The sequence below is a fragment of the Mesorhizobium sp. SEMIA396 genome (genome assembly GCF_024518615.1).
Lineage (GTDB): Bacteria > Pseudomonadota > Alphaproteobacteria > Rhizobiales > Rhizobiaceae > Mesorhizobium.
This window is the reverse complement of record NZ_JANIFC010000006.1, coordinates 182,720-205,018: the sequence shown is the minus strand read 5'-3', so window position 1 is coordinate 205,018 and position 22,299 is coordinate 182,720. Positions and strand designations below refer to the sequence as shown.

Annotated in this window: 25 protein-coding genes and 1 pseudogene; 17 read left to right on the top strand and 9 right to left on the bottom strand. The window is 62.9% G+C overall.

All coding sequences use genetic code 11. From position 1 onward, the window contains the following. Positions 1 to 61: 61 nt before the first annotated feature. Positions 62 to 424, bottom strand: coding sequence for a hypothetical protein (locus NP503_RS16690; RefSeq protein ID WP_127269290.1), 363 nt, complete (start codon positions 422 to 424; stop codon positions 62 to 64). A gap of 263 nt (positions 425 to 687) precedes the next feature. Here NP503_RS16690 and NP503_RS16685 point away from each other — a divergent pair, with 263 nt between their 5' ends. The 6 genes from NP503_RS16685 (at position 688) to NP503_RS16660 (ending at position 5,684) form a co-directional block, all read left to right on the top strand. Next, the gene (locus NP503_RS16685; protein WP_127269291.1) at positions 688 to 1,116 is read left to right on the top strand and encodes a hypothetical protein; all 429 of its coding nucleotides are present in this window, start codon (positions 688 to 690) and stop codon (positions 1,114 to 1,116) included. Between the two features lie 260 nt (positions 1,117 to 1,376). Then, positions 1,377 to 1,796, top strand: coding sequence for a succinate dehydrogenase, cytochrome b556 subunit (sdhC, locus tag NP503_RS16680; RefSeq protein WP_032900823.1), 420 nt, complete (start codon positions 1,377 to 1,379; stop codon positions 1,794 to 1,796). Positions 1,797 to 1,798: 2 nt separating this feature from the next. Beyond that, positions 1,799 to 2,194, top strand: a complete 396-nt coding sequence (gene sdhD / locus NP503_RS16675) for a succinate dehydrogenase, hydrophobic membrane anchor protein (RefSeq protein ID WP_127269292.1) — start codon at positions 1,799 to 1,801, stop codon at positions 2,192 to 2,194. Position 2,195: 1 nt separating this feature from the next. Further along, on the top strand, positions 2,196 to 4,031 hold the full coding sequence (gene sdhA / locus NP503_RS16670; protein WP_127269293.1) for a succinate dehydrogenase flavoprotein subunit: 1,836 nt from the start codon (positions 2,196 to 2,198) through the stop codon (positions 4,029 to 4,031). 9 nt (positions 4,032 to 4,040) lie between these two features. After that, complete coding sequence (locus NP503_RS16665; RefSeq protein WP_013528877.1) at positions 4,041 to 4,820, top strand: succinate dehydrogenase iron-sulfur subunit; 780 nt, start codon at positions 4,041 to 4,043, stop codon at positions 4,818 to 4,820. 234 nt (positions 4,821 to 5,054) lie between these two features. Then, a complete protein-coding gene (locus NP503_RS16660) occupies positions 5,055 to 5,684 on the top strand; it encodes a YceH family protein (RefSeq protein WP_127270053.1) in 630 nt (209 codons plus the stop codon). 51 nt (positions 5,685 to 5,735) lie between these two features. Here NP503_RS16660 and NP503_RS16655 read toward each other — a convergent pair whose 3' ends face one another. After that, a complete protein-coding gene (locus NP503_RS16655; RefSeq protein ID WP_127270051.1) occupies positions 5,736 to 6,161 on the bottom strand; it encodes an OsmC family protein in 426 nt (141 codons plus the stop codon). A gap of 159 nt (positions 6,162 to 6,320) precedes the next feature. On the opposite strand from NP503_RS16655, the gene NP503_RS16650 reads away from it, so the two are divergent. The 3 genes and pseudogenes from NP503_RS16650 (at position 6,321) to NP503_RS16640 (ending at position 7,639) form a co-directional block, all read left to right on the top strand. Then, positions 6,321 to 6,620, top strand: coding sequence for a hypothetical protein (locus NP503_RS16650; RefSeq protein ID WP_236382945.1), 300 nt, complete (start codon positions 6,321 to 6,323; stop codon positions 6,618 to 6,620). Then, a pseudogene (locus NP503_RS16645) lies at positions 6,617 to 6,972 on the top strand (YciI family protein). Before NP503_RS16650 ends, NP503_RS16645 begins: the two are co-directional and overlap by 4 nt. 139 nt (positions 6,973 to 7,111) lie before the next feature. Then, on the top strand, positions 7,112 to 7,639 hold the full coding sequence (locus NP503_RS16640) for a hypothetical protein (RefSeq protein ID WP_127270047.1): 528 nt from the start codon (positions 7,112 to 7,114) through the stop codon (positions 7,637 to 7,639). 112 nt (positions 7,640 to 7,751) lie between these two features. Here NP503_RS16640 and NP503_RS16635 read toward each other — a convergent pair whose 3' ends face one another. Beyond that, positions 7,752 to 9,029, bottom strand: a complete 1,278-nt coding sequence (locus tag NP503_RS16635; protein WP_164748783.1) for a ubiquinone biosynthesis hydroxylase — start codon at positions 9,027 to 9,029, stop codon at positions 7,752 to 7,754. A gap of 97 nt (positions 9,030 to 9,126) precedes the next feature. Between NP503_RS16635 and tesB the strand changes: the two genes are divergently transcribed. The 4 genes from tesB to NP503_RS16615 all read left to right on the top strand — a co-directional run bounded on the left by tesB (position 9,127) and on the right by NP503_RS16615 (position 12,541). After that, positions 9,127 to 10,002 carry an acyl-CoA thioesterase II gene (gene tesB, locus NP503_RS16630; protein ID WP_127267326.1) on the top strand — a complete coding sequence of 292 codons (876 nt, stop codon included), beginning with the start codon at positions 9,127 to 9,129 and terminating at the stop codon, positions 10,000 to 10,002. A 217-nt stretch (positions 10,003 to 10,219) separates the two neighbouring features. Further along, entirely contained in the window at positions 10,220 to 10,558 is a 339-nt protein-coding gene (locus tag NP503_RS16625; protein WP_013892292.1) for a P-II family nitrogen regulator, read from the top strand. 31 nt (positions 10,559 to 10,589) lie between these two features. Then, positions 10,590 to 12,011, top strand: a complete 1,422-nt coding sequence (locus NP503_RS16620; protein ID WP_127267327.1) for an ammonium transporter — start codon at positions 10,590 to 10,592, stop codon at positions 12,009 to 12,011. Between the two features lie 254 nt (positions 12,012 to 12,265). After that, positions 12,266 to 12,541, top strand: a complete 276-nt coding sequence (locus NP503_RS16615) for a hypothetical protein (protein ID WP_127267328.1) — start codon at positions 12,266 to 12,268, stop codon at positions 12,539 to 12,541. An 88-nt stretch (positions 12,542 to 12,629) separates the two neighbouring features. Here NP503_RS16615 and NP503_RS16610 read toward each other — a convergent pair whose 3' ends face one another. Then, positions 12,630 to 13,001, bottom strand: a complete 372-nt coding sequence (locus NP503_RS16610; protein ID WP_127267329.1) for a hypothetical protein — start codon at positions 12,999 to 13,001, stop codon at positions 12,630 to 12,632. 204 nt (positions 13,002 to 13,205) lie between these two features. Between NP503_RS16610 and NP503_RS16605 the strand changes: the two genes are divergently transcribed. The 3 genes from NP503_RS16605 (at position 13,206) to NP503_RS16595 (ending at position 17,687) form a co-directional block, all read left to right on the top strand. Next, complete coding sequence (locus NP503_RS16605) at positions 13,206 to 15,875, top strand: DNA translocase FtsK (protein WP_127267330.1); 2,670 nt, start codon at positions 13,206 to 13,208, stop codon at positions 15,873 to 15,875. 151 nt (positions 15,876 to 16,026) lie between these two features. Then, the gene (locus tag NP503_RS16600) at positions 16,027 to 16,710 is read left to right on the top strand and encodes an outer-membrane lipoprotein carrier protein LolA (protein WP_127267333.1); all 684 of its coding nucleotides are present in this window, start codon (positions 16,027 to 16,029) and stop codon (positions 16,708 to 16,710) included. 170 nt (positions 16,711 to 16,880) lie between these two features. Further along, positions 16,881 to 17,687: an exodeoxyribonuclease III gene (locus tag NP503_RS16595; RefSeq protein ID WP_127267331.1), complete on the top strand. Its 807-nt coding sequence runs from the start codon at positions 16,881 to 16,883 to the stop codon at positions 17,685 to 17,687. 130 nt (positions 17,688 to 17,817) lie between these two features. Here the strand turns inward: NP503_RS16595 and NP503_RS16590 are convergent, their stop codons facing one another. The 4 genes from NP503_RS16590 to NP503_RS16575 all read right to left on the bottom strand — a co-directional run bounded on the left by NP503_RS16590 (position 17,818) and on the right by NP503_RS16575 (position 21,210). Further along, positions 17,818 to 18,492: a hypothetical protein gene (locus NP503_RS16590; RefSeq protein ID WP_127267332.1), complete on the bottom strand. Its 675-nt coding sequence runs from the start codon at positions 18,490 to 18,492 to the stop codon at positions 17,818 to 17,820. 243 nt (positions 18,493 to 18,735) lie between these two features. Continuing rightward, on the bottom strand, positions 18,736 to 19,803 hold the full coding sequence (locus tag NP503_RS16585; protein ID WP_164748787.1) for a glycosyltransferase family 9 protein: 1,068 nt from the start codon (positions 19,801 to 19,803) through the stop codon (positions 18,736 to 18,738). Positions 19,804 to 19,950: 147 nt separating this feature from the next. Then, the gene (locus tag NP503_RS16580) at positions 19,951 to 20,406 is read right to left on the bottom strand and encodes a cyclic nucleotide-binding domain-containing protein (RefSeq protein ID WP_023811239.1); all 456 of its coding nucleotides are present in this window, start codon (positions 20,404 to 20,406) and stop codon (positions 19,951 to 19,953) included. 120 nt (positions 20,407 to 20,526) lie between these two features. Further along, on the bottom strand, positions 20,527 to 21,210 hold the full coding sequence (locus NP503_RS16575) for a response regulator transcription factor (RefSeq protein ID WP_013528898.1): 684 nt from the start codon (positions 21,208 to 21,210) through the stop codon (positions 20,527 to 20,529). Positions 21,211 to 21,354: 144 nt separating this feature from the next. Between NP503_RS16575 and NP503_RS16570 the strand changes: the two genes are divergently transcribed. Further along, the gene (locus NP503_RS16570; RefSeq protein ID WP_206517156.1) at positions 21,355 to 21,891 is read left to right on the top strand and encodes a L,D-transpeptidase; all 537 of its coding nucleotides are present in this window, start codon (positions 21,355 to 21,357) and stop codon (positions 21,889 to 21,891) included. 112 nt (positions 21,892 to 22,003) lie between these two features. Here the strand turns inward: NP503_RS16570 and NP503_RS16565 are convergent, their stop codons facing one another. Next, positions 22,004 to 22,270, bottom strand: coding sequence for a hypothetical protein (locus NP503_RS16565; RefSeq protein WP_127269720.1), 267 nt, complete (start codon positions 22,268 to 22,270; stop codon positions 22,004 to 22,006). Positions 22,271 to 22,299: the final 29 nt, after the last annotated feature.

Here is a 22,299-nt window from a genome sequence, read left to right as displayed (position 1 = left end):
ACGGTTTTCCCGGGAAAGCGCATAGCGCTTTCCCTTGGGAAATTGCGTCCAAACAAAGTGTCTAGCGGCAGGGGCTGAGTTCGGGCATCTCGCCGTCGGAGAGACCGTACATATAGGAGCGGCCCTTCACCAGCACAGGCGGCCGGTAGCAATCACTGTATCCGCTGATTTCGTCGGCTTCGTTCTCGTAGATCACCTTGGGCTGGCCGGCGCTGGTGTAGTCGGATAGCTGCTTGGCCAGCTTGCCTTCGCCGACGATGATGCGCTTGTAGCCGGCGGCGCTGTCGACAACGAGATTGCCGAAGGAATCAGCGTAGACGCGATCCTGATGCCGGGCGCCGGCGAGCGCTGGCGCTGCAAGGGCTACGACCGATGCCGCCACGATGAGCGCCGCAAGGCGCGATCTGCCTGAATTCGAACGCATGGCGTCCTCCGTGTCCTGAGGGAAAGCCTCCTCGAATCAGAAATTAACGTTTTCTTAACCTTTGTTAAGAGGCCAGCGCGTTTGGCGGCGATGTCTCGGTAAACATGGTTAATATCCGTTAATATCCGACTGGATGGAAAACCCGTTGGCCATTATTCGGCCATGCTTGGCCGCACCATCGCGGCTGGTGTCCGTCTCGGCGTCGGGATGACCTTGATCTTGGCAAAGCATCGCGGCTGGTTTGCCGCGCGGGAGGACAGCATATGGCGCTACGCCGGCCGATTTGGGCGTCCGTTTTCCCGTTGCTCGGGGTCGTCGCTGGCTGTGTGCCACAGGACAGTGGGCCGAAGGCGGCCAATACCGTCGTCGTCTCACCTGCGCCGGCTCAGCAGTCCGTCGCAGCCGCGGCGCCTCCGGCAGCTGCAGCCAAGATCATCACCGACCTTACCGCGCCGCGATCCGGCATAGGCACGGCCACCTACCGATGCGGCAACAACGGTATGATCTCCATCCAAAATCTAGGCACGTCGTTGCGTGTGGTCGGGTCCGATGGCGCGACCGAGGAGTTTGCGGCGTCGCCCGCCAACCAGAGCAGCCGCTACCAGGCGGCCACGCATGACGCAATCGTGATCGACGGACGCGAGGCGCTGGTGATGAAGAAGGGGTCGACGCCGCAGACCTGCAAACGCTAGGGCTAATCTCAACACCGCCGGGCCCTTGGGCCAGACATGTTGCACTGCAGCGATATCGAGCCGGCTTCGGGCCTCCCGGCCTAATCGATTGAAGCCTAAGCCGGCCTTTTAGTCAGACTAAATTACGTTTTCGAAACGGTTTTCTGGCTTTGACGCGGTGCAAAAAGAGCATTAGAAACCGGCTGTCCGAAGTCGCAACCGGAAGCGGCAATGCCGCATTTCCACCTGAGGCTCCAGAGAGACGCCGAACTGGGGGAGCCATGAGCAAATCACCAGCCACCCGCGAATTTGCCAGACGTGAACGGCCGATTTCGCCGCACCTCACCGTGTACCGGCCGCCGATCACCATGACGATGTCGATCATTCACCGCATCACCGGTGGGGCGCTGTATTTCGGCACGCTGCTGGTCGCCCTGTGGCTGATGGCGGCGGCCAGCTCGCAGGCGACTTTCGATTGGGCCAATTGGGCCTTCGGCACCTGGCTCGGCCGGCTCATCCTGTTCGGCTACACCTGGGCGCTGATGCACCATATGCTGGGTGGCGTGCGCCATCTGGTCTGGGACACCGGCGCCGGCCTCGAGAAGCATACCGCCTCGAAGATCGCCTGGGCGACGCTGGCCGGCTCGATCCTGCTCACGCTGCTGATCTGGATCGCCGGCTATATGGCGCGGGGAGCCTGACCATGAGCGGCAAAAACACCGACATGCGCACGCCGCTGGCGAGGGTCCGCGGCCTCGGCTCCGCCCGCGAGGGCACCGGGCATTTCTGGCGCCAGCGCCTGACCGCGATCGCCAACATCCCGCTGATCCTGTTCTTCGTCGGCTTCCTGATCGCGCTCAACGGCGCCGACTACGCACATGTGCGGGCAGCTCTTGCCAACCCGTTCGTCGCGCTGGTGATGGCCCTGGTGCTTATTTCCGGGCTTACCCATATGCGGCTCGGCATGCAGGTGATCATCGAGGATTACGTGCATGGCGAAGGCATGAAGCTGGCGCTGATCGCGCTCAATACATTTTTCACCATAGCGGTCGGCGTCGCCTCGATCTTCGCCCTGCTCAAGCTGGCATTCGGAGGCTGAGTTGGCCAAGGACGCGAAACAAGCCAACACGGCAGGCTATACCTTTGTCGACCACAAGTTCGACGTGGTGGTCGTTGGCGCCGGCGGCGCCGGCCTGCGCGCCACGCTCGGCATGGCCGAACAGGGCCTGCGCACCGCCTGCATCAGCAAGGTGTTCCCGACCCGCTCGCACACGGTGGCGGCGCAAGGCGGCATTGCCGCCTCGCTGTCCAACATGGGTCCCGATTCCTGGCAGTGGCACATGTACGACACCGTCAAGGGCTCGGACTGGCTGGGCGATGTCGACGCCATGGAATATCTGGTGCGCGAAGCGCCGGCCGCGGTCTACGAGCTCGAACATTATGGCGTGCCGTTTTCGCGCACCGAAGAGGGCAAGATCTACCAGCGGCCGTTCGGCGGCCACATGATGAACTATGGCGAAGGCCCGCCGGTGCAACGCACCTGTGCCGCCGCCGACCGCACCGGCCATGCCATCCTGCACACGCTTTACGGACAGTCGCTGAAGAACAACGCGCAGTTCTTCATCGAGTATTTCGCGCTCGACCTGATCATGGAGCCGGACGGCACCTGCACCGGCGTTCTCGCCTGGAACCTGGATGACGGCACCATCCACCGCTTCTCGGCCAAGATGGTGGTGCTGGCGACCGGCGGCTATGGCCGCACCTATTTCTCGGCCACCTCGGCGCACACCTGCACCGGCGACGGCGGCGGCATGGCCGCGCGTGCCGGCTTTCCGCTGCAGGACATGGAGTTCGTGCAATTCCACCCGACCGGCATCTATGGCGCCGGCTGCCTGATCACCGAGGGCGCGCGCGGCGAGGGCGGTTATCTCGTCAATTCCGAGGGCGAGCGCTTCATGGAGCGCTATGCGCCGTCAGCCAAGGACCTTGCCTCGCGCGACGTCGTCTCGCGCTGCATGACGCTGGAAATCCGCGAGGGTCGCGGCGTCGGCAAGAACAAGGACCACATCTTCCTGCATCTCGACCATCTCGATCCCGCCGTCCTGCATGAGCGGCTGCCGGGCATTTCGGAATCGGCCAAGATCTTTGCCGGTGTCGACCTCACCAAGGAGCCGATTCCGGTGCTGCCCACGGTCCACTACAATATGGGCGGCGTGCCGACCAATTACTGGGGCGAGGTGCTCAATCCGACGGCGATCAATCCAGACCAGGTGTCGCCCGGATTGATGGCTGTCGGCGAAGCCGGCTGCGCCTCAGTGCATGGTGCCAATCGGCTCGGTTCGAATTCGCTGATCGATCTTGTGGTGTTCGGCCGCGCGGCCGCGATCCGCGCCGGCCAGGTCATCGACCGCAAGTCGGCGATCCCTTCGCCCAACGAAGCCTCGGTCGAAAAGATCATGGACCGCTTCGACCGGCTGCGCCACGCCAATGGCTCGACGCCGACGGCCAGCTTGCGTGAAAAGATGCAGAAGGCGATGCAGGAAGACGCGGCCGTATTCCGCACGCAGGAGTCCCTCGAAAGCGGCTGCAAGCGCGTTTCGCAGATCTGGGGCGAGTTGAAGGACATCAAAGTGTCCGACCGCTCGATGATCTGGAACTCCGATCTGGTCGAGACGCTGGAGCTGGAAAACCTGATGGCCAATGCCATCACCACGGTCTACAGCGCCGAGGCGCGCAAGGAGAGCCGCGGCGCACACGCACGCGAGGACTTTTCGGTGCGCGACGACGCTGTCTGGCGCAAGCACACGCTGGCCAGGCTCAGCGAAGACGGCAAGGTGACGCTCTCCTACCGGCCGGTGCACACCGAGCCGCAGCTGGCTGAAAAGGACGGCGGCATCAGCCTCGCCAAGATCGCGCCCAAGGCCCGGGTGTATTGAGGATCGAACATGGTTGAACTCACGCTCCCCAAGAATTCGCAGATCAAGCCGGGGAAGACCTGGCCAAAGCCGGAGGGCGCCACCAATCTGCGGGAATACCGCATCTATCGCTGGTCGCCGGACGATGACGAGAACCCGCGCATCGACACCTATTTCGTCGACATGGACGATTGCGGGCCGATGGTGCTCGACGCGCTGCTGTGGATCAAGAACAAGATCGACCCGACGCTGACCTTGCGGCGTTCCTGCCGCGAAGGCATTTGCGGCTCCTGCGCCATGAACATCGACGGTTCCAACACGCTCGCCTGCACCAAGGGCTGCGACGACATTTCCGGCGCGGTAAAAGTCTACCCGCTGCCGCATATGCAGGTGGTCAAGGATCTTGTGCCCGACCTCACCAATTTCTATGCCCAGCATGCCTCGATCCAGCCTTGGCTGAAGACGGTGTCGCCGGAGCCGGCCAAGGAGTGGCTGCAGAGCCACGAGGACCGCGAGAAACTCGACGGGCTCTACGAATGCATATTGTGCGCCTGCTGCTCGACCTCGTGCCCGAGCTACTGGTGGAACGGCGACCGCTATCTCGGCCCGGCAACGCTTCTGCAGGCCTATCGCTGGCTGATCGATAGCCGCGACGAGGCCACCGGCGAGCGGCTCGACAACCTCGAAGACCCGTTCCGGCTCTATCGCTGCCACACCATCATGAACTGCGCGCAGACCTGCCCCAAGGGCCTCAACCCGGCCAAGGCGATCGCCGAGATCAAGAAGATGATGGTGGAGAGAAGGGTCTAGGCGGAGCGGATTTGCTGCAAACCTCGGATGTCGCGATCCGTAGCGCCCCCCTCTGTCCTGCCGGACATCTCCCCCACGTGGAGGGAGATTGGCTGTCATCGCGGCTTAGCCAATCTCAAAGGTTGAAGGATGACGCGCGCTCGGCGAAGCTGGCGAGCTCCCCCACGTGGGGGAGATGTCCCGCAGGACAGAGGGGGGCGCTGTCCCGCCGGCCTCAGAAAGGATTTTAGTCCAATGAGCGACGATCTTCCCATCCTCTCTCCCAGCGAAGCCCGCATCCTCGGCTGCCTGATCGAGAAGAAAGAGCTGACGCCGGATGTCTATCCGCTGACGCTCAACGCAGCACTGGCCGCCGCCAACCAGAAGACGGCGCGCGAGCCGGTGATGGCACTGGAGCAGACCGAGGTGCACCGGGGGCTGAAGCTGCTCGAACAAAAGGGACTGGTGCGGCAGATGTTCGGCTCGCGCGTCGAGCGCTACGAGCACCAGATGGCGCAGCGCTTCTCGCTGACCACGCCGCAGACCGCTTTGATCGGCCTGCTGTTGCTGCGCGGGCCGCAGACGGCCCATGAACTGCTGGCGCGGGGCGAGCGCATGGCGCGGTTCCCGTCGATCGAAGATCTGCGCGCCGAACTCGACATGCTGATCGGCCGTCGACCGCCACTCATCCAGGAAATCCCGCGCGGACCAGGCCAGCGCGAGGACCGCTACGTTCATCTCCTCAGCGGCCCGGTGGACGTTGCCGCCCTTTCGGTGCAGCGCAGTGCATCGGCCCTGCCTGCTTCCGACCTGGAGGCGCGGTTGGAGGCATTGGAGCAGGAAGTCGCCGCACTGCGCGCTCGCCTGGACGCGCTGGGAGCATAGGCCGGCGCGCGCCTGGGCGCTCGCGCCGGGTCTTACACGGATGCAGCGCTTTCAGCCGAGCCGGGCATCAAGCGATACGTTTATGGCGCCGAGCGCCTTCGAGACCGGGCATCCGGCCTTGGCCTTCTCGGCCAGCTCCGTGAATTTCGCCGCATCGATGCCGGGCACCTTGCCGACCGCGGTGAGTGCGCTGCCGGTGATCCCCGTGCCGGGAACCAGCGTCACCACGGCCTTGGCATCGAGTTCGGTGGCTGGCGTGCCGTTCTCGGCCAGGAAATGCGAGAACTGCATGGCAAAGCAGCCTGCGTGCGCCGCCGCGATCAGTTCTTCCGGATTGGTGCCGGATTTGCCGCTCTCGTCCTCGAAGCGCGCCTTGAACGAATAGGGCGTGCCCTTCAAGGTTCCGCTCTGGGTGTCGAGCGTGCCCGTGCCCTCTTTCAGATTGCCTTTCCAGACGGCGTTTGCGGTGCGGTCCATGAATTCCTCCTTGGTTGTCGTGGTTGGGGTTCGTTGTCGAGGCCGAGCCGGCGTCCGGTCAACTATAGCGCGCGCGGACGCGAAGGCCACTGCGCTCTTTGAACCACCGCACGGTGCCGGCACCGGTGGCCAGATTTTTCCGAAAATGCCGGTGCAGAAATGTCGACTTTGATCTGCTTCGCCCGTCCTGCGGATGGCCACGGATTTGTGGCCGGATGGAAGGTTCACATGGACAGTATGTTTTTTGCATCGTGGAAAGGTGCAGGCTGCGGGGCCGGGCGACGAGAAGAAGACTTCTGGCTGCGTCCGCCGGCGTCCGGCTTTGGCCGGCTTCTGGCGGCGGTTGCCATCATCGGCATCGCGGCATGCCTTCTCGATCATGCGGCGGCGGTCAGTGGCAACACCGATGCCCTCGTCGGCGCATCCTATGGTTCACAGCGGCAAGGGGGCTGGAAATGAAATATGTCTGCCTGGTTATGGTGAGGAAAAGGATCTTCACGCGCTGACCCCGGCAAGGTCGGCCAAGCTCGACGCCGATTCGCTGGCCTACGACCGGGCGCTGGAGGAGAGCGGCCTGCTGATCGTCGCGCAGGCGCTGCAATCGGTGAAAACAGCCAAAACCGTGCGGCGGCGTCAGGGCAAGCGGCTGGTTATCGACGGGCCGTTCGCCGAGACCAAGGAGCAATTGCTTGGTTTCGTCATGATCGAGGCCGGAGATCTCGAAGCGGCGCTGGACATTGCCGCTGGTATTCCACTGGCCGAACTCGGCACGATCGAGGTCCGGGCCATCTACGACATACCGGGGTCATAGAGCCCTGCCAGCGTTGTGGCTGCTTCGAAAACCAGAGCGTCGGGCTGAGCGTTCGGGCTTCGGTTCCGTGCGCAACTTTTGCGTGTTGAAGCAAGGCGAGAGTTCTCCTATCGTCGCCGGGGTTCTTGGGGATTTCGACATGCCTTTCCTGATTGCTATCCTTGGCGTGATGGGCGCGGCGGCGTTCTGGTGGTACCGGATGAAGGCCATGAACGAGGCCGCGCGTGACGTTGCCGATGTCATTGGCCGGGTTCAGGGCTCGGTACGCCGCAAGAAGCTGCGCAAGCAGGCGGCGCTGTCGCCGCTGACGGCGATCGATGATCCAGTCGTAGCGGCGGCTACGCTGATCACATCAATCGTCTCCGAGGATGGGCCCATCCTGCCGCAGCGCGAGGCCGTCATCCGCGCGGTGATTTCCGAGATCGCCGACAAGAAGAAGACCGACGAGGCGGTGATCTATGCCAAATGGGCGGCGGCGCAAGTCGACGACGCCACCGTTGTCATCGACAAGCTGGCGCCGTTTCTACGCGAACGTCTCGATGTCGCCGAGCGAAACGATCTGCTGCAGATGGTCAACCGCGCCGCCCAGGGCGGCGAGAAACGCATCGAAATATCCGACCAGAGGATATTGCGGCTGCGGCAGAAGCTGGGTTTCGAGGTCAACTGAGCGCATACCTTGGGCGATTGGCGGAAACGCCATCGCTTCGTCATCCTGGGGTCTTCGCTCCGCTTCGCGTCGCTGCGCCCAAGGATGACGACGTTGGGGGGCGCTGAATCGATCAGATCGCCTCGCCCTTCAATAGTCGCGGCGTGCTGGCGGACAGTCCCGACGCCTGCCGGATAAAAAAATCCTTCAGGCGCGGCATGCGTTCGACGAGACCGAGGCCGATGTCGCGGACGGTGCGCAGCGGGCCGATATCGTTGGAAAACAGCCGGTTCAGCGCGTCCGTGGTGACACCCATCTGCACCGTGTCGAAGCGGCGCCACTGCTGGTAGCGCTCGAGCACGTCGAGCGCGCCGATGTCCCGGCCGAGCCGGTCGGCCTCGACGATCACCTCGGCAAGGGCCGCGACATCCTTGAAGCCGAGATTGAGTCCCTGGCCGGCGATCGGGTGGATGCCGTGGGCGGCATCGCCGGCGAGCGCGATGCGGGGTGCGACGAAGGCGCGCGCAATGGTCAGGCCGAGCGGCCAGGCGCGCGGCTTATCGGCAACGCGGATCTCGCCAAGCTTCAGGCCAAAGCGCTGTTCGAGTTCGTGTTCGAAGAGGAGATCGTCACCGGCCACCAGCTTCTCGGCGTCGGGCGTACGCTCGACCCAGACGATCGACGAGCGGTTGGTGCCGTCCTCGCCGGGCTTGAGCGGCAATGTGGCGAAGGGGCCGGCCGGCAGGAAATGCTCTTCGGCGCGACCGTTGTGCGGGCGTTCATGCGCCACGGTGCAGACGATGCCCGACTGGCCATATTCCCACTTCACCGTCTTGATGCCGGCCATGTCGCGCAGCTTCGAGTTGACGCCGTCGGCGGCGACCAGCAGGCGGGCCTTCAGGGTCGCGCCGTCGGCGAGATGCACTGTGATGCCGGCGCCGTTGGTCTCGAACCCCTGCACGGCGACGCCTTCGATGATGTCGATGCCGAGCTTTTCGGCGCTGGCCCGCAAGGCGCCGTTCAGCACCCTGTTGGCGACCATATGCGCAAAGGGCTCGCCCGGCGCCACTTCGCCGTCGAAGGTCAGAAAGACCGGACGCACCGGATCGGCGGTGCGCGAATCGGTGATGATCATCTCGGTGATCGCCTGCGCCTGGGGCACGATCTCGGCCCACACGCCGAGCTGGTCGAGCATGCGGCAGGCGGCGGCGGCGATGGCCGAGGCGCGGCCATCCCTTTGCCAGGCGCCAGCAGGTGCGGCATCGACGAGAGCGATGGCGAGACCCGGTCGCGCCTGCTTCAGCGACACGGCGGCGGCCAGGCCGACATAGCCGGCGCCGGCGACCAGGACATCGAGCCCAGATACTGTTTTCGCGTTTGCCCCTGTTTTCGTGTCCGCCTTGCGTTCCATCATCTTCGCTCCTGCGCGCCGCCGGGTCCTGCACCCTTGACTGCCTGTCCGTCCTGTCGGAAACCGCCATAACACTTCTGCGGCGAGGGCGCGAAATATGACGGCAGCCATGGACGAGCTTCTCGGCATTCTCGACCTCGAGAAGCTGGAACACAATCTGTATCGTGGTCGCAGCCCCTTGCTCGACTGGCAGCGCGTGTTCGGCGGCCAGACCATCGCCCAGGCGCTGGTGGCGGCGCAGCGGACAGTGGATCCCGATCGGCACGTGCATTCGCTGCACGGCTATTTCATGCGGCCCGGCGACACCAAGGTGCCGATCGTCTACGAGGTCGACCGTATTCGCGACGGCGGCTCCTTCACCACGCGGCGCGTGGTGGCAGTCCAGCACGGCCAGGCGATCTTTTCGCTCGAAGCCTCGTTCCAGCAGGACGAGGTCGGTCTCGAGCACCAGGTGCCGATGCCGCAGGACGTTCCGGGGCCGGACACGTTGCTGTCGCAACGCGAATTGCTGGGCAAATTCGCCGACGCGGTGCCCGATGGCATCAAACGCTACTGGGAGCGCGACCGGCCGATCGAGATGAAGCCGGTGATGCTGAAGCATTACACCAGCCGCGAAAAGCTGGAGCCGAAGCAGAATATCTGGATCCGCACCACAGGTCCGGTGCCGGCGGACCGCGCCATCCAGGCGGCGGTGCTCGCCTATCTTTCCGACATGACGCTGCTCGACACATCGACCTTCGCGCATGGCCGCGCCATTTTCGATCGCGATATCCAGGCGGCGAGCATTGACCACGCCATGTGGTTCCATCGCAGCCATGCGCTCGACGACTGGATGCTCTACACGCAGGACAGCCCGTCGACACAGGGGTCGCGCGGCTTTACACGCGGGTCGCTGTTTGCCCGCGACGGCACGCTGATCGCCTCGGTTGCGCAGGAAGGGCTGATCCGGCTCAAGCGATCGCCTGCAGAGTAGGCATTTTTCAAAAATTGCCTAAGTTTTAGGCAGATGCACCGCTGCAGCTGTGGGCAGGTTGCGTCGGTGTGCTCTCTAATCTCTTTGTTTACAACGGGTTAACACCCTGCTTCGGCACTTGGCACGGAGCTTGAATCCTCGTGGGCACTCTCCGGCTTTTTAGGATCGGTGAAGGTGTGCAAACGCGGGGGACCGCAACAGCGAAGGGTGAAACCTTATGAAAATTGTGATGGCAATCATCAAGCCGTTCAAGCTCGACGAGGTACGCGAAGCGCTTACCGCCGTCGGCATCCAGGGCCTGACCGTCACCGAAGTCAAAGGCTACGGGCGTCAGAAAGGGCATACGGAAATCTATCGCGGGGCGGAATACGCGGTCAGCTTCCTGCCGAAGATCAAGATCGAAGTCGCCGTCAGTTCCGACATGGTGGACAAGGCTGTCGAAGCCATCACCGCCGCCGCCAAGACCGGCCAGATCGGCGACGGAAAGATCTTCGTTTTCGGCATCGATCAGGCGGTGCGCATCCGCACCGGCGAAACAGACACCGACGCGCTCTGAGCGGCGATCACGTATTCCAATGGAGAGTTCAATGAATATTCCTTCCACCTTGAAGTCAGCGGCGCGCTCCGCGCTGCTCGGCTCGTTCGCGCTCGGAGCATTGGGCACGGTCGCCGCATTCGCGCAGGAAGCGGCTCCCGCCGCGGCCGCAGCAGCGCCAGCTTTCACCGTCGACAAGGGCGACACCACGTGGATGATGGTTTCCACCGTTCTGGTGCTGTTGATGACGGTTCCCGGTCTTGCGCTTTTCTACGGCGGCCTGGTTCGCAGCAAGAACATGCTGTCAGTGCTGATGCAGGTCTTCACCATCACCAGCGTGGTCATGATCATCTGGGTTTTCTACGGCTACAGCCTCGCCTTCACCCCGGGCAACGCCTTCGTCGGCGGCCTTTCCAAGATGTTTCTCTCCGGCGTCGATGTGACGACCCTGTCGGAAACCTTTACCAAGGGTGTCGCCATTCCTGAACTGGTGTTCGTCGTCTTCCAGATGACCTTCGCCTGCATCACGCCGGCCCTGATCGTCGGCGCCTTCGCCGAACGCGTCAAATTCTCCGCTTTGATCCTTTTCGTCATCCTGTGGGTCACTTTCATCTACTTCCCGATCGCTCATATGGTCTGGTTCTGGGGCGGCCCGAGCGCTTATAGCGATCCGACGGGCCTCATCTTCAGCTTCGGCGCCATCGACTTCGCCGGCGGCACGGTCGTTCACATCAATGCGGGCATTGCCGGCCTCGTCGGCGCGCTCATGATCGGCAAGCGCAGCGGCTACAAGAAGGATCTCATGGCGCCGCACTCGATGACGCTGACCATGGTCGGTGCTTCGCTGCTGTGGGTCGGCTGGTTTGGCTTCAACGCCGGTTCGAATCTTGAAGCGAACGCCTATGCGGTGCTGGCCATGATCAATACCTTCGTCGCCACGGCGGCGGCGGCGGTCACCTGGATCGTGCTTGAATCGCTGCTGCGCGGCAAAGCCTCCATGCTTGGTGCCGTTTCGGGTGCGGTGACCGGCCTCGTCGCCGTCACGCCCGCTGCCGGCTTTGCCGGCCCGATGGGCGCCATCGTGCTCGGCATCGTCGCCACCTTCGTCTGCTACTTCTTCGTCTCGGTGGTGAAGAACACGTTCGACTACGACGACAGCCTTGATGTCTTCGGCGTCCACTGCATCGGCGGCATCATCGGCGCGCTCGGCACAGGCATCCTGGTCAATCCTGCCCTCGGTGGCGCCGGCATTGTCGACTATTCGACGGCCGACTTTGCTGCCGGCTATGCCGGCACGGCCACCCAGCTCCTGGCGCAGGCCAAGGGTGTCCTGGTGACCCTGCTGTGGTCGGGTATCGGCAGCGCCATCCTCTACAAGATCGTCGACCTGATCATCGGCCTGCGTCCGACAGCCGACGCAGAGCGCGAAGGCCTCGACCTCACCTCGCATGGCGAAGCGGCCTACCACTCGTAAGCCCGTGCGGGACGGCATTGGCCGCCCCGCAATTCCTATCCCGTCGTGATGCTCCCGAAAGGAGTTCACGCATTGAGGCCCGGATCGCATCCGGGCCTCTTTTTTTGGCAAGTCATTCCGGCAATGCCCGCCTTGGCGCAATCACGTTCGTGTGATCAAGCTTTTTGAGGAAACAACGACCGCTCTGGTTCCGAACTGGGGGGACGATCGTCGTTCTGACGCTCGTGCCAAACAACAGGGAAGGAAACCATTTCATGAACCTCAAGAATATCTGCCTTGGAGCGCTCGCTCTTTCCATGGTCAGCGGCTTTGCATTTGCCGGCGCTCTGGATGAGCCCGACAACATGGCGCCGTTCTTCACGGATTCCGGCATGAAGACCATGAAGCCGATGGCGGATTTCAAGACCGCTTTCATGGCCATGCCGATGGAAAAGCAGGAAGCGATGAAGAAGGAATGCCAGGATGCGGCGATGAGCAAGCCGTATGCGGAATTCTGCGCCAATGTGCAGGCGCTCGGCGGCGCCAACTGATTTGTCCGGTCGGGCCGAGGCCCGATCTTTGTTCCAAACGACCAATGGCGGGCCCGGCAGTCCGCCATTGTTTCGGCAGGCGGCAGCTCTATCCGCCGGCGCCGTCGTCCATCATGGTGTTCGTCAGCGCTTCATACGCGCTGCTGCATGTCCGGGAATGCGGGCAATTCCTGACGATCAGCACAGGCGCCACTGTCAGGACCGCGGCGATCAAAACCCGCAGGCCGAGGCCTCGCACTGCAAATCCCTTGCCGAAAAGACCTCTGAACAGAAAATACAGACCTTGTCCGAGGCAGGCTGTGGCGAGGATGTGCAGCAGCGGACCGGTCGCTCTGGCGAAGGGCGTCACATAGCCGTCCGGGAAGCCCACCATGCCGAGTTCGACGAACCAGTGCAAAGCGAGCAGCAAACTGAGCCCTGCCCAGGCCAGTGCCGCCACGCGAAGGAAGACGTGTTGCATGCCTTTACCCAAATTGGCGACCCTCCTTCGCCTACACTCGGCGCCATTCTTCGAGCAGCAAGCGGCTCAACCAGTGGTAACGAGGTTTGATCATCTCAACCTCTTATAGTTAATGCGCCCTTAACCTTCCCACCGATAGTCTGAGACCCGAATCTGCCGGAATGCGCCACGCACCCGGCGAGACCATGACAGACGGGGAAGAGCATGCGTTCAGGGGCTTCAGCACCGCTTGCGCTGGCCGATACGGGGCACGGCATCCAGGCGTTCGCGCGGCGTCAGGTCGGGCGGCTGGTCGGCGTCGGCCTGTTCGCGCTGGCCGCCTTTGGCGTTGCCAGCCTTGCCACCTGGAATGTCGCCGATCCGAGTTTTTCCCACGCGACGAACAACACCGTCACCAATGCCATGGGCTATGCGGGTGCCGTGTTCTCCGACCTGGCCATGCAGTTCTTCGGCCTCGCCGCCGTCGCGGCCCTGGTTCCGACGGTCATCTGGGGCTTCCTGCTGTTTTCCGCGCGCGGCGTCGACAGGCTGCCCAAGCGCGGGCTGTCCTGGTTCGGCTTCGCGCTGCTGGCCGCGGCGATGGTCGGCTGCGTTGTGCCGCCCAAGACCTGGCCGCTGCCCACCGGCCTCGGCGGTGTGTTTGGCGACATGGTGCTGAAGATCCCCGGCGTCGTCATCGGCGGCTATCCGACCGGGCTGATCGCCAGCATCATCGCCATCCTGCTGGCCGCACCCGCGCTGTGGCTCTTTGCCCATGGTTCGGCGCTGATCGGTCGCAAGAACGGCTTCGCCGTGATGGAGGACGAGCCCGCCGCCGATCCGCGCGAGGACGACCTTTTGTTCGACAATGACGAGGACGAAGGCGACGAGGGTATCCTGGCGCTCGGCGCCATCACCCATTGGTGGCTGTCGCTGCGCGCGTGGATGCACCGCCGTGCCTTGCGCCGCAGGCAGGAGCGGGACGAGTACGAGCCGGAGATGGAGCAGCGCTCCACAGCCTGGCGGCGCGCCGCCGAACGGGTCGAATCGGCGGAGTTCGCCGAGCAGCGGATGAGCCAGGATGGCCGCGCCCGCGTCGAGCCCGAATTCTTCGCCGCCATGGTCAATGACCGCAGCGCCTCGCTCGACCCCGACGATGCCGACATCTTCGACGACCGCTTCGACAATGCGGGCGAGGATGCCGATTTCGACGATGAGCCTGTCGTGCAACGCCGCGGCGCGCCGACCGCCAAGGTGCAGCCGTTCCGCTCCGACGCAGCCACCCGCGTCGAGGCGCCGGCGGCGCGCCCCGTGCCCGGCGCCCGCGTCCAGCGCGAGGCGCAGACATCGCTGATCGGCTCGGAAAAGTTCGAAATGCCGTCGCTGCACTTCCTCTCCGAGCCGAAGAACGTGGTGCGCGACGCCAGCCTGTCCAAGGACGCGCTGGAACAGAACGCCCGCCTGCTCGAAGGCGTGCTGGAGGACTTCGGCGTCAAGGGCGAGATCATCGCCGTCCGTCCCGGTCCGGTGGTCACACTCTATGAGCTCGAACCGGCGCCCGGCATCAAATCGTCACGCGTCATCGGCCTGTCCGACGACATTGCGCGCTCGATGAGCGCCATCGCCTGCCGCGTCGCCGTGGTGCCCGGCCGCAACGCCATCGGCATCGAACTGCCGAACGCCAAGCGCGAAACCGTATATCTGCGCGAGATTCTGGCCAGCCGTGACTTCGAGACGACGAAGGCCAAGCTGGCGCTGGCGCTGGGCAAGACCATCAATGGCGAGGCGGTCATCGTCGACATCGCCAAGATGCCGCACGTGCTTGTCGCCGGCACCACCGGCTCGGGCAAGTCGGTCGCCATCAACACCATGATCCTGTCGCTGCTCTACCGGCTGAAGCCGGAAGAATGTCGGCTGATCATGATCGATCCGAAAATGTTGGAACTCTCGGTCTATGACGGCATCCCGCATCTGCTCACGCCCGTCGTCACCGATCCGAAGAAGGCCGTGGTGGCGCTGAAATGGACCGTGCGCGAGATGGAGGATCGCTACCGCAAGATGTCCAAGGTCGGCGTGCGCAACATCGACGGCTTCAACGCCCGCGTCAGCCAGGCGGACAAGAAGGGCGAGAAGATCTCGCGCACCGTGCAGACCGGCTTCGACCGCCAGACCGGCGAGGCGATCTACGAGACCGAGAACCTCGATCTCGAGCCGATGCCCTATATCGTCGTCATCATCGACGAGATGGCCGACCTGATGATGGTCGCCGGCAAGGACATCGAAGGTGCCGTGCAGCGCCTGGCGCAGATGGCGCGCGCCGCCGGCATCCATGTCATCATGGCAACGCAGCGGCCGTCGGTCGACGTCATCACCGGCACCATCAAAGCCAATTTCCCGACCCGCATCTCCTTCCAGGTGACGTCGAAGATCGACAGCCGCACCATTCTGGGCGAGCAGGGCGCCGAGCAGCTGCTCGGCATGGGCGACATGCTCTACATGGCCGGCGGCGGCCGCATCCAGCGCGTGCACGGCCCGTTCGTCGCTGACGAAGAGGTCGAGAAGATCGTTGCGCATCTGAAGCTGCAGGGCGTGCCGGAATATCTCGACGCCATCACCGAGGATGATGGCGAGGACGACGACGAGCCGTCGGGCAAGGGTGGGTCCGGTGGCGGCAACAGCAATTTCGAGGATTCCGACGATCCCTACGATCAGGCGGTCTCCGTGGTGCTGCGCGATGGCAAGGCCTCGACCAGCTATATCCAGCGCCGGCTGGGCATCGGCTATAACCGCGCCGCCTCGATCATCGAGAAGATGGAAAAGGAAGGTATCGTCGGCCCGGCCAACCATGCCGGCAAGCGCGAGATCCTGGTGCCGACCGAAGAGGACAAGTTCTGACCACAAAGCCTGACCCTTGTGACATCCCGGTCCGGCAACCTTGAACCTTTCAAGGCGTTGAAGCGACCAAGGGACGTCTGACCCGCCAAATTTCAGCCTAACTGGGGGTCCAAGCACAGAACAACTCAGGAATCAGATGAGAGTGACCGACATGAAAAACGATCTTTCAGCGCTCAGCACATTTGCTCCATCCCGGCGTCAGTTGCTGGGCCTCGGCCTGGCGTTTGCGGGGGCGGCAGCCTTCAACGCGGTGCCCGGCTTCCAGGTGCTGGCTTCGGCGCAGGCGGCTGTGCCGACCGCTGCGCAGAAGATCGCCGACCACTTTTCCTCGGTCAAATCGATGAGCGGCGAATTCGTGCAGTTCGGCCCCAAGGGCGAGCAGACCGGCGGCAAGTTCTTCCTCGAACGGCCAGGCAAGATCCGCTTCAACTACGACGGCTCTTCAAACTTCCGGGTGATTTCAGACGGCCAGTCGGTGGTCATCCTGAACAAGAGGCTCAACACGTCCGATCTCTATCCGCTGTCGAAGACACCCTTGAAGCTGCTGCTCGACAACAGGATCGATCTCTCCGGCGACCGCGTCAAAAGCGTCAAGCAGGAGGATGACCTCACCACCATCCAGCTCGCCGACAAATCGGTGTTCGGCAATTCGAAGATCACCATGATGTTCGATCCGAAAACCTTCGACTTGCGGCAGTGGACGATCACCGACGCGCAGGGCAAGGACACGACGGTGATGATCTTCAACACCAAGGAAGGCGTCAGCTTCGCCCCTGATACTTTCGCCATCGACTACACGGCGAACCGCGAACTCAACACCAACAAGGCGCGCTAGGCCAATCGCACCAATAGCTGTGGAAAGCGCCGGGTCACGCCTCAGCGGGCGTGGCCCGGCTTGTCTTTGCGGCTTGCGGCTGGCAGTTTCCCGGACTGACTCCGTCGAAAGGCGTCTTCCCCGCCGGGGCCCATCGGTTCTGGCCGGTCGCACGCTGTCCTGGATTGCCAATGCCCTTCTCTATCGCCACCTGGAACATCAACTCCGTTCGCCTGCGCATGCCGATCGTCGAGCGCCTGCTCGTCGAGCATGCGCCCGACGTGCTGTGCCTGCAGGAAACCAAGGTTCCCGACGAACTGTTTCCCGAAAAGGCTTTTCGCAAGCTCGGCTACGAGCACATCGCTTTCCATGGGCAGAAGGGCTACCACGGCGTCGCGACGGTGGCGCGGCGACCGATCGAGGTGGTCGAAAAGCGACGCTTTTGCGAGATAGAGGACAGCCGGCACCTCTCGGTGACGGTGCGGGCCGGCGGCAAGGCGATCCTGCTCCACAATTTCTACGTTCCGGCGGGCGGCGACGAACCGGATCCCGTCATCAACAGGAAGTTCAAGCACAAGCTCGACTTCGTCGCCGAGATGAATGCCATCCGGGCAGAACATGACGAGGTGTCCGGCTCGGTGCTGGTCGGCGACCTCAACATCGCCCCGCTCGAACATGACGTCTGGTCGCACAAGCAATTGCTCAACGTGGTCAGCCACACGCCGATCGAGACGGAAAATTTCGAGGCGATGCGCCGCGCCGGCGACTGGGTCGACCTGATGCGGCTCAACGTGCCGCATGAGCAGAAGCTCTACACCTGGTGGAGCTATCGCGCGCAGGATTGGGAGCTGTCCAATCGCGGCCGTCGTCTCGACCACGTCTGGTCGTCGCCAAACCTGGTGCCCAGCTTTTCCGGCTACGAGATCCTGCGTCCGGCGCGCGGCTGGGAGCGCCCGTCGGACCATGTGCCTGTCATCGCGCGGTTCGATCTGGACTAGAGCAATTCTAGGAAAAGTGTGAAGCGGTTTTCCGTCTAGAATTGCGTCAAAACAAAGAGTTAGAGCAGCTCGCCGTTTCCGTGAAACGGTGAAATGCTCTAGTCTGGTCGAAAATGCCCGCGTGCGGCAGTCAGTCGGCAGAGGTGGAGTCGGCTGGATCCACCCACGGACGGCCCAATCGTGTCACCATCGCCGCGTACCCAACGGCACCTGCCGCCCAAAGGAAGATGCCAAGCTCTTTGACGACGTCTTCGGCGATGGCGGCCGCAGAACCAGGGGTAGGAAACAGATCTCCGATCTGGTCGATGGATGCCGACAGCGCGAGCAGGAAGCCTGCGGCCACAAAGACGATCGTGCCGTCGAATGTCTTCCGTCGCAGCCGAAAGAACCAGAACAGCCCGGCGGCGGCGTAGACAATCATCGCAACGATCTCTGGTATCGCAACCATGGGGAGCACGTCCTCATGGATCAATAACAGGTCATCGAGCCCCAGGAACAGGGTAAGGCCGCCGAGAAACGTGCAATCCCATCGGTGCGTGAGCAGGCCAGCAAACAGGGTCACCGCGCCGGAGCCGATCCACAGTGAAGCACCCAGGGACGAAATCCACCCTGTATAGAAGCCGACTTCGGCGACCGCAGATGGATCTCGATAAAAGATCCACGCGTCCAGACCACGAATCTGCGCAACGAACAGAGCGGCTAAGAGCATCGCGACGTTAATCGCCGTCGCCGTCAGTATGACCAAGCGCCAGGCTATCGTCCATTCGCCGCCATGCTTTGTGTTCAGCGCGTTGTTCTCTGGCATTTGCTATTCTCATTGAGGACTGAGAGGAACTCCATTGGAACCAAAATGCGACAGCCGCCAGATCTGCCGCCGAGAACTCCGCCTGCATTGTGCCGGTGGTCACCATGGTTGCAGCGCTTCGCTCCACCGAACCCATTGTACCATGGCGCCGATGTTCAGGTGAGGCTGGCCTGCAAATGGCCGACCTGAATCTCAACGCGCTTCGAAGCGCGACCAAATGAATTCAAGTTCAAACGGCGCGCTTCAAGTCTTCATGCATGTCGTTGTCGCGAAATTGCTGGGCTGACAGTTTGCGAGATCCGGCAGATGGGGATGGTCGCGGCGGCGCGTCGCCAGCATGCGTTGCGCCGCTTCGATGATTGTCGGCGCAGGCACATTGGCGACCAGACCGGTCGGACTGGCATGGCGGGATTCGATCACGTCCACGCAGTTCGAAAGCGGCCTCCAACGGGCCATGTTGGCGCCGCCACTGAGGATAACCATCGGCGTCATCACGGTTGCCATGAGATGTGCGGTACCGCCTTCGGCGCCGATGTAAAGATCGGCAAACTCGCCGAGCGCCAGCAAGATGTCACCGATATCGACACCTTCGATCGCGGCGGAATCGACAAGCCGCAGCTTCGGTACGCGCTGAGCCAGTTCAGCCATATCGGGACCATCGCCTGGGGTTTTCACATAGAGAAGGTTCGCCCCGTCGGCGATCAGGCTGTCGGCGATCGCGGCAACCTGATCCGCCGACATGCGCTTGCTGGCGCTGCCGTGCGCAGCGATAATGATCAACGGAGCATGCTTGCCGTCCGCAAGGCTCCTGGCCGCCGCTCGCGCGGCCGGGCCCGGCTCTAGCCGATGATCGAAAGGCAGCCGCTTGCCGGCAAGGCGTTCGATGAGGCGGTGGTAGCGCCAGGCATTGTGCCCGGGTCGTGCTTCAGGCCTTTGGCCCAGGCGCCAGGAAAGGGCGAAAGCCGGAAAGTTTGCCTCATAGGCGATGCCGCGGCCGAGCAGTGATGCCGAGGCTTGAAGCAGCCAACGCGCCGAGATGCGGAAATCGACAACGGCCAATCGCCCCTTGCCCTTGCGGTGATCGGCGACCAGGCGCGCCAGCGGCGTGCGCACATTGATCGCATCGACCAAATGGCCGGCATGGCGATTGAGGCTATGTTCAAGGGACGACGACCGGGTGGTTCCGTAGACGATGAAACTATCGGGGAATGCCGTTCTGGCGGCGCGCAAAGCCGGAATCCGGATCAATCCGTCGCCGAACGCGTCATTGCGGGAATACAAGATAATCGTCTCGTACCGCCCTGACGGCATGGCTCGCTCCCCCCAGGAGCCTGGTGATGGCGCCTGCTGTGCCGGCCGCCTTCGGGGTGCTTTAGGATTTCACCTCGGGCCTGTCAACGGACGCTGCCGCGCTTCCGCCTTTGGCCGCGAAACAACAGCTTCGCAGGCGGGCAGCCTTCAGCCGGAGAAGCGCGGGGCCAGTTCCTCGATGCGGCGGATCATCGCCTGAAATTCCTCCGAGATGCGCTGGTGGAGCTTGACCGCGATCTCGGGATATTCCTCCAGGATGCGGCGGAACATCTTGCGGCTGAGCCGCATCACTTCCGAATCGATCTCGGCCGAGGCGCTGGTCAACCGGTTGGTGTCGGCGATCAACGCCAGTTCGCTCAGGATTGTGCCGGGGCCTGCCGTGCCAATCGGGATGCGTTCACCACCCTGCTCCCGGTAGAGCACGATGCGCCCACTGACGACGATATAGGCGGAATCGGCCTCGTCGTCCTCGCGATAAAGCTTGTGGTTGGCAATCAGCCTGGTGTTCTCGGCGCCAAAGGCGAGCAGGCGCAATTGTTCCTGCGTGAAGCCCTCGAAGAGCCTCACGGCGGACAGGACGCGGATGTCGTCATCCAGCGCCATCTAGCTATGTCCCCGAACCGACAGTCCGACTCCTCCTCTGCGAGTTCGATCCAAACCACCCTCCAACTGGATCGTACCCGAAAGCGGCCCCGCCCGACCGCTCATTGGATAATGAAATGTTTAAGGAACCAGCTTGTAGCCGCCGCTTTCTGTCACAAGAATTTCCGCATTGGAAGGATCGCGCTCGATCTTCTGGCGCAGCCGGTAGACATGGGTTTCCAGCGTGTGCGTGGTGACACCGGAATTGTAGCCCCATACTTCCTCGAGCAGCACGTCGCGCGTCACCACCTTCTGGTCGGCGCGATAAAGATATTTGATGATCGAGGCTTCCTTCTCCGTCAGCCGCACCTTGCCGCCGCGCGGGTCGAGCAGCAGTTTCTGGCTGGGCTTGAAAGTATAAGGCCCGACCGAGAAGGTGGCGTCCTCGCTCTGCTCATGCTGGCGCAGCTGCGCCCGAATGCGTGCCAGCAGCACGGCAAAGCGGAACGGCTTCGTCACATAGTCGTTGGCGCCGGCCTCGAGACCAAGAATCGTATCCGAATCGGTGTCGTGGCCGGTCAGCATGATGATGGGCGCCTTGTAGCCGCCCTTGCGCAGGATCTTCACCGCTTCGCGGCCATCCATGTCGGGCAGTCCGACGTCCATGATGAGCAGATCAATGAGGCCGCCGCGCGCTGCGGCGACACCTTTTGCCGCAGTCGATTCCTGCAGCACGTCGAATTCCTCGTAAAGGGATAATTGCTCGACCAGTGTGCCGCGCAGGTCATCATCATCGTCGACGATCAGTATGGTGCGTGAAGTCATGGATCAATCCGTTGTTTTGAAAAGAAAATTCAGTTGACCGCTGCCTGTTTATGCGGAAGCTGACCGGCGCAACAGCCGTTCACAGTGATTTGTTCCGTGGCACGATCATACAAGAAAAAACACGATCGCAATGCAGCCGGCGCAATTTTGCGAAAAGGGCTGCGTGTGCTGACCGTGCGGGCGAGGCCTGGGCATCCAAGCCAGGGCCTGTTGCAGGCCGGGAAAACGGTGTTTGCCTGTGCGTTGGGGCGCGGTGGCATCTCGGCCGGCAAGCGCGAAGGCGATGGCGCCACGCCGCTGGCCGCGATGCGGATATTGTCGGGGTATTTCCGGGGAGATCAGTTCTCCAGCGGCCGCAGGACCCGTCTGGCGATGACGCCGATCGGGCCCGATCTGGGCTGGTGCGAAGTGCCCGAAGACCGCAACTACAACAGGCCGGTCAAGATACCCTATGGCGCCAGCCACGAACGCATGCGGCGCGACGACCGGCTCTACGACGCCTGCCTTGTGCTCGACTGGAACCTGTCGCCGCGCCGGCGCGGGCGCGGCAGCGCCATCTTCTTCCATCTGGCGCGCCCCGGCTTCACGCCGACGCAAGGCTGTGTGGCTGTCACGGCGCAAACCATGGCGCGGCTGCTGCCACTGCTGTCGGACCGGACGGTGGTGAGGGTGGTGAGATAGTAGGGCAGTAGGCAGTAGGCAGTAGGCAGTAGGCAGTAGGCAGTAGGCAGTAGGCAGTAGGCAGTAGGCTACCTGTCGGCGCTGACTTAAATTTTCCTCTACTGCCTATTTCCTACTGCCTATTCCCTGACCTTCGCGGTCTCTGCCAGCCCATGTCTAGCAGGCCCAGCCGGCCAAGCTCCCTGTCCATTGCGCGAGCGACGTCACGGCGCTCGCCGCCGATATCGCGCAGTTGGCGATCGGAGAGATCCTCGACGTTCTGGTAGGTAATGTCGCGGCGGGCGAGGCGTATCGCGACCCGGGCGTGACGCAGCCAGTCGAGAGTTTCGGCCAGCCAGGCCGGGCGGGGTGTCGATGAATTCAAAACGATGATGGACATGGTGTGCTCCGTTCTCCCCGGATATCAAA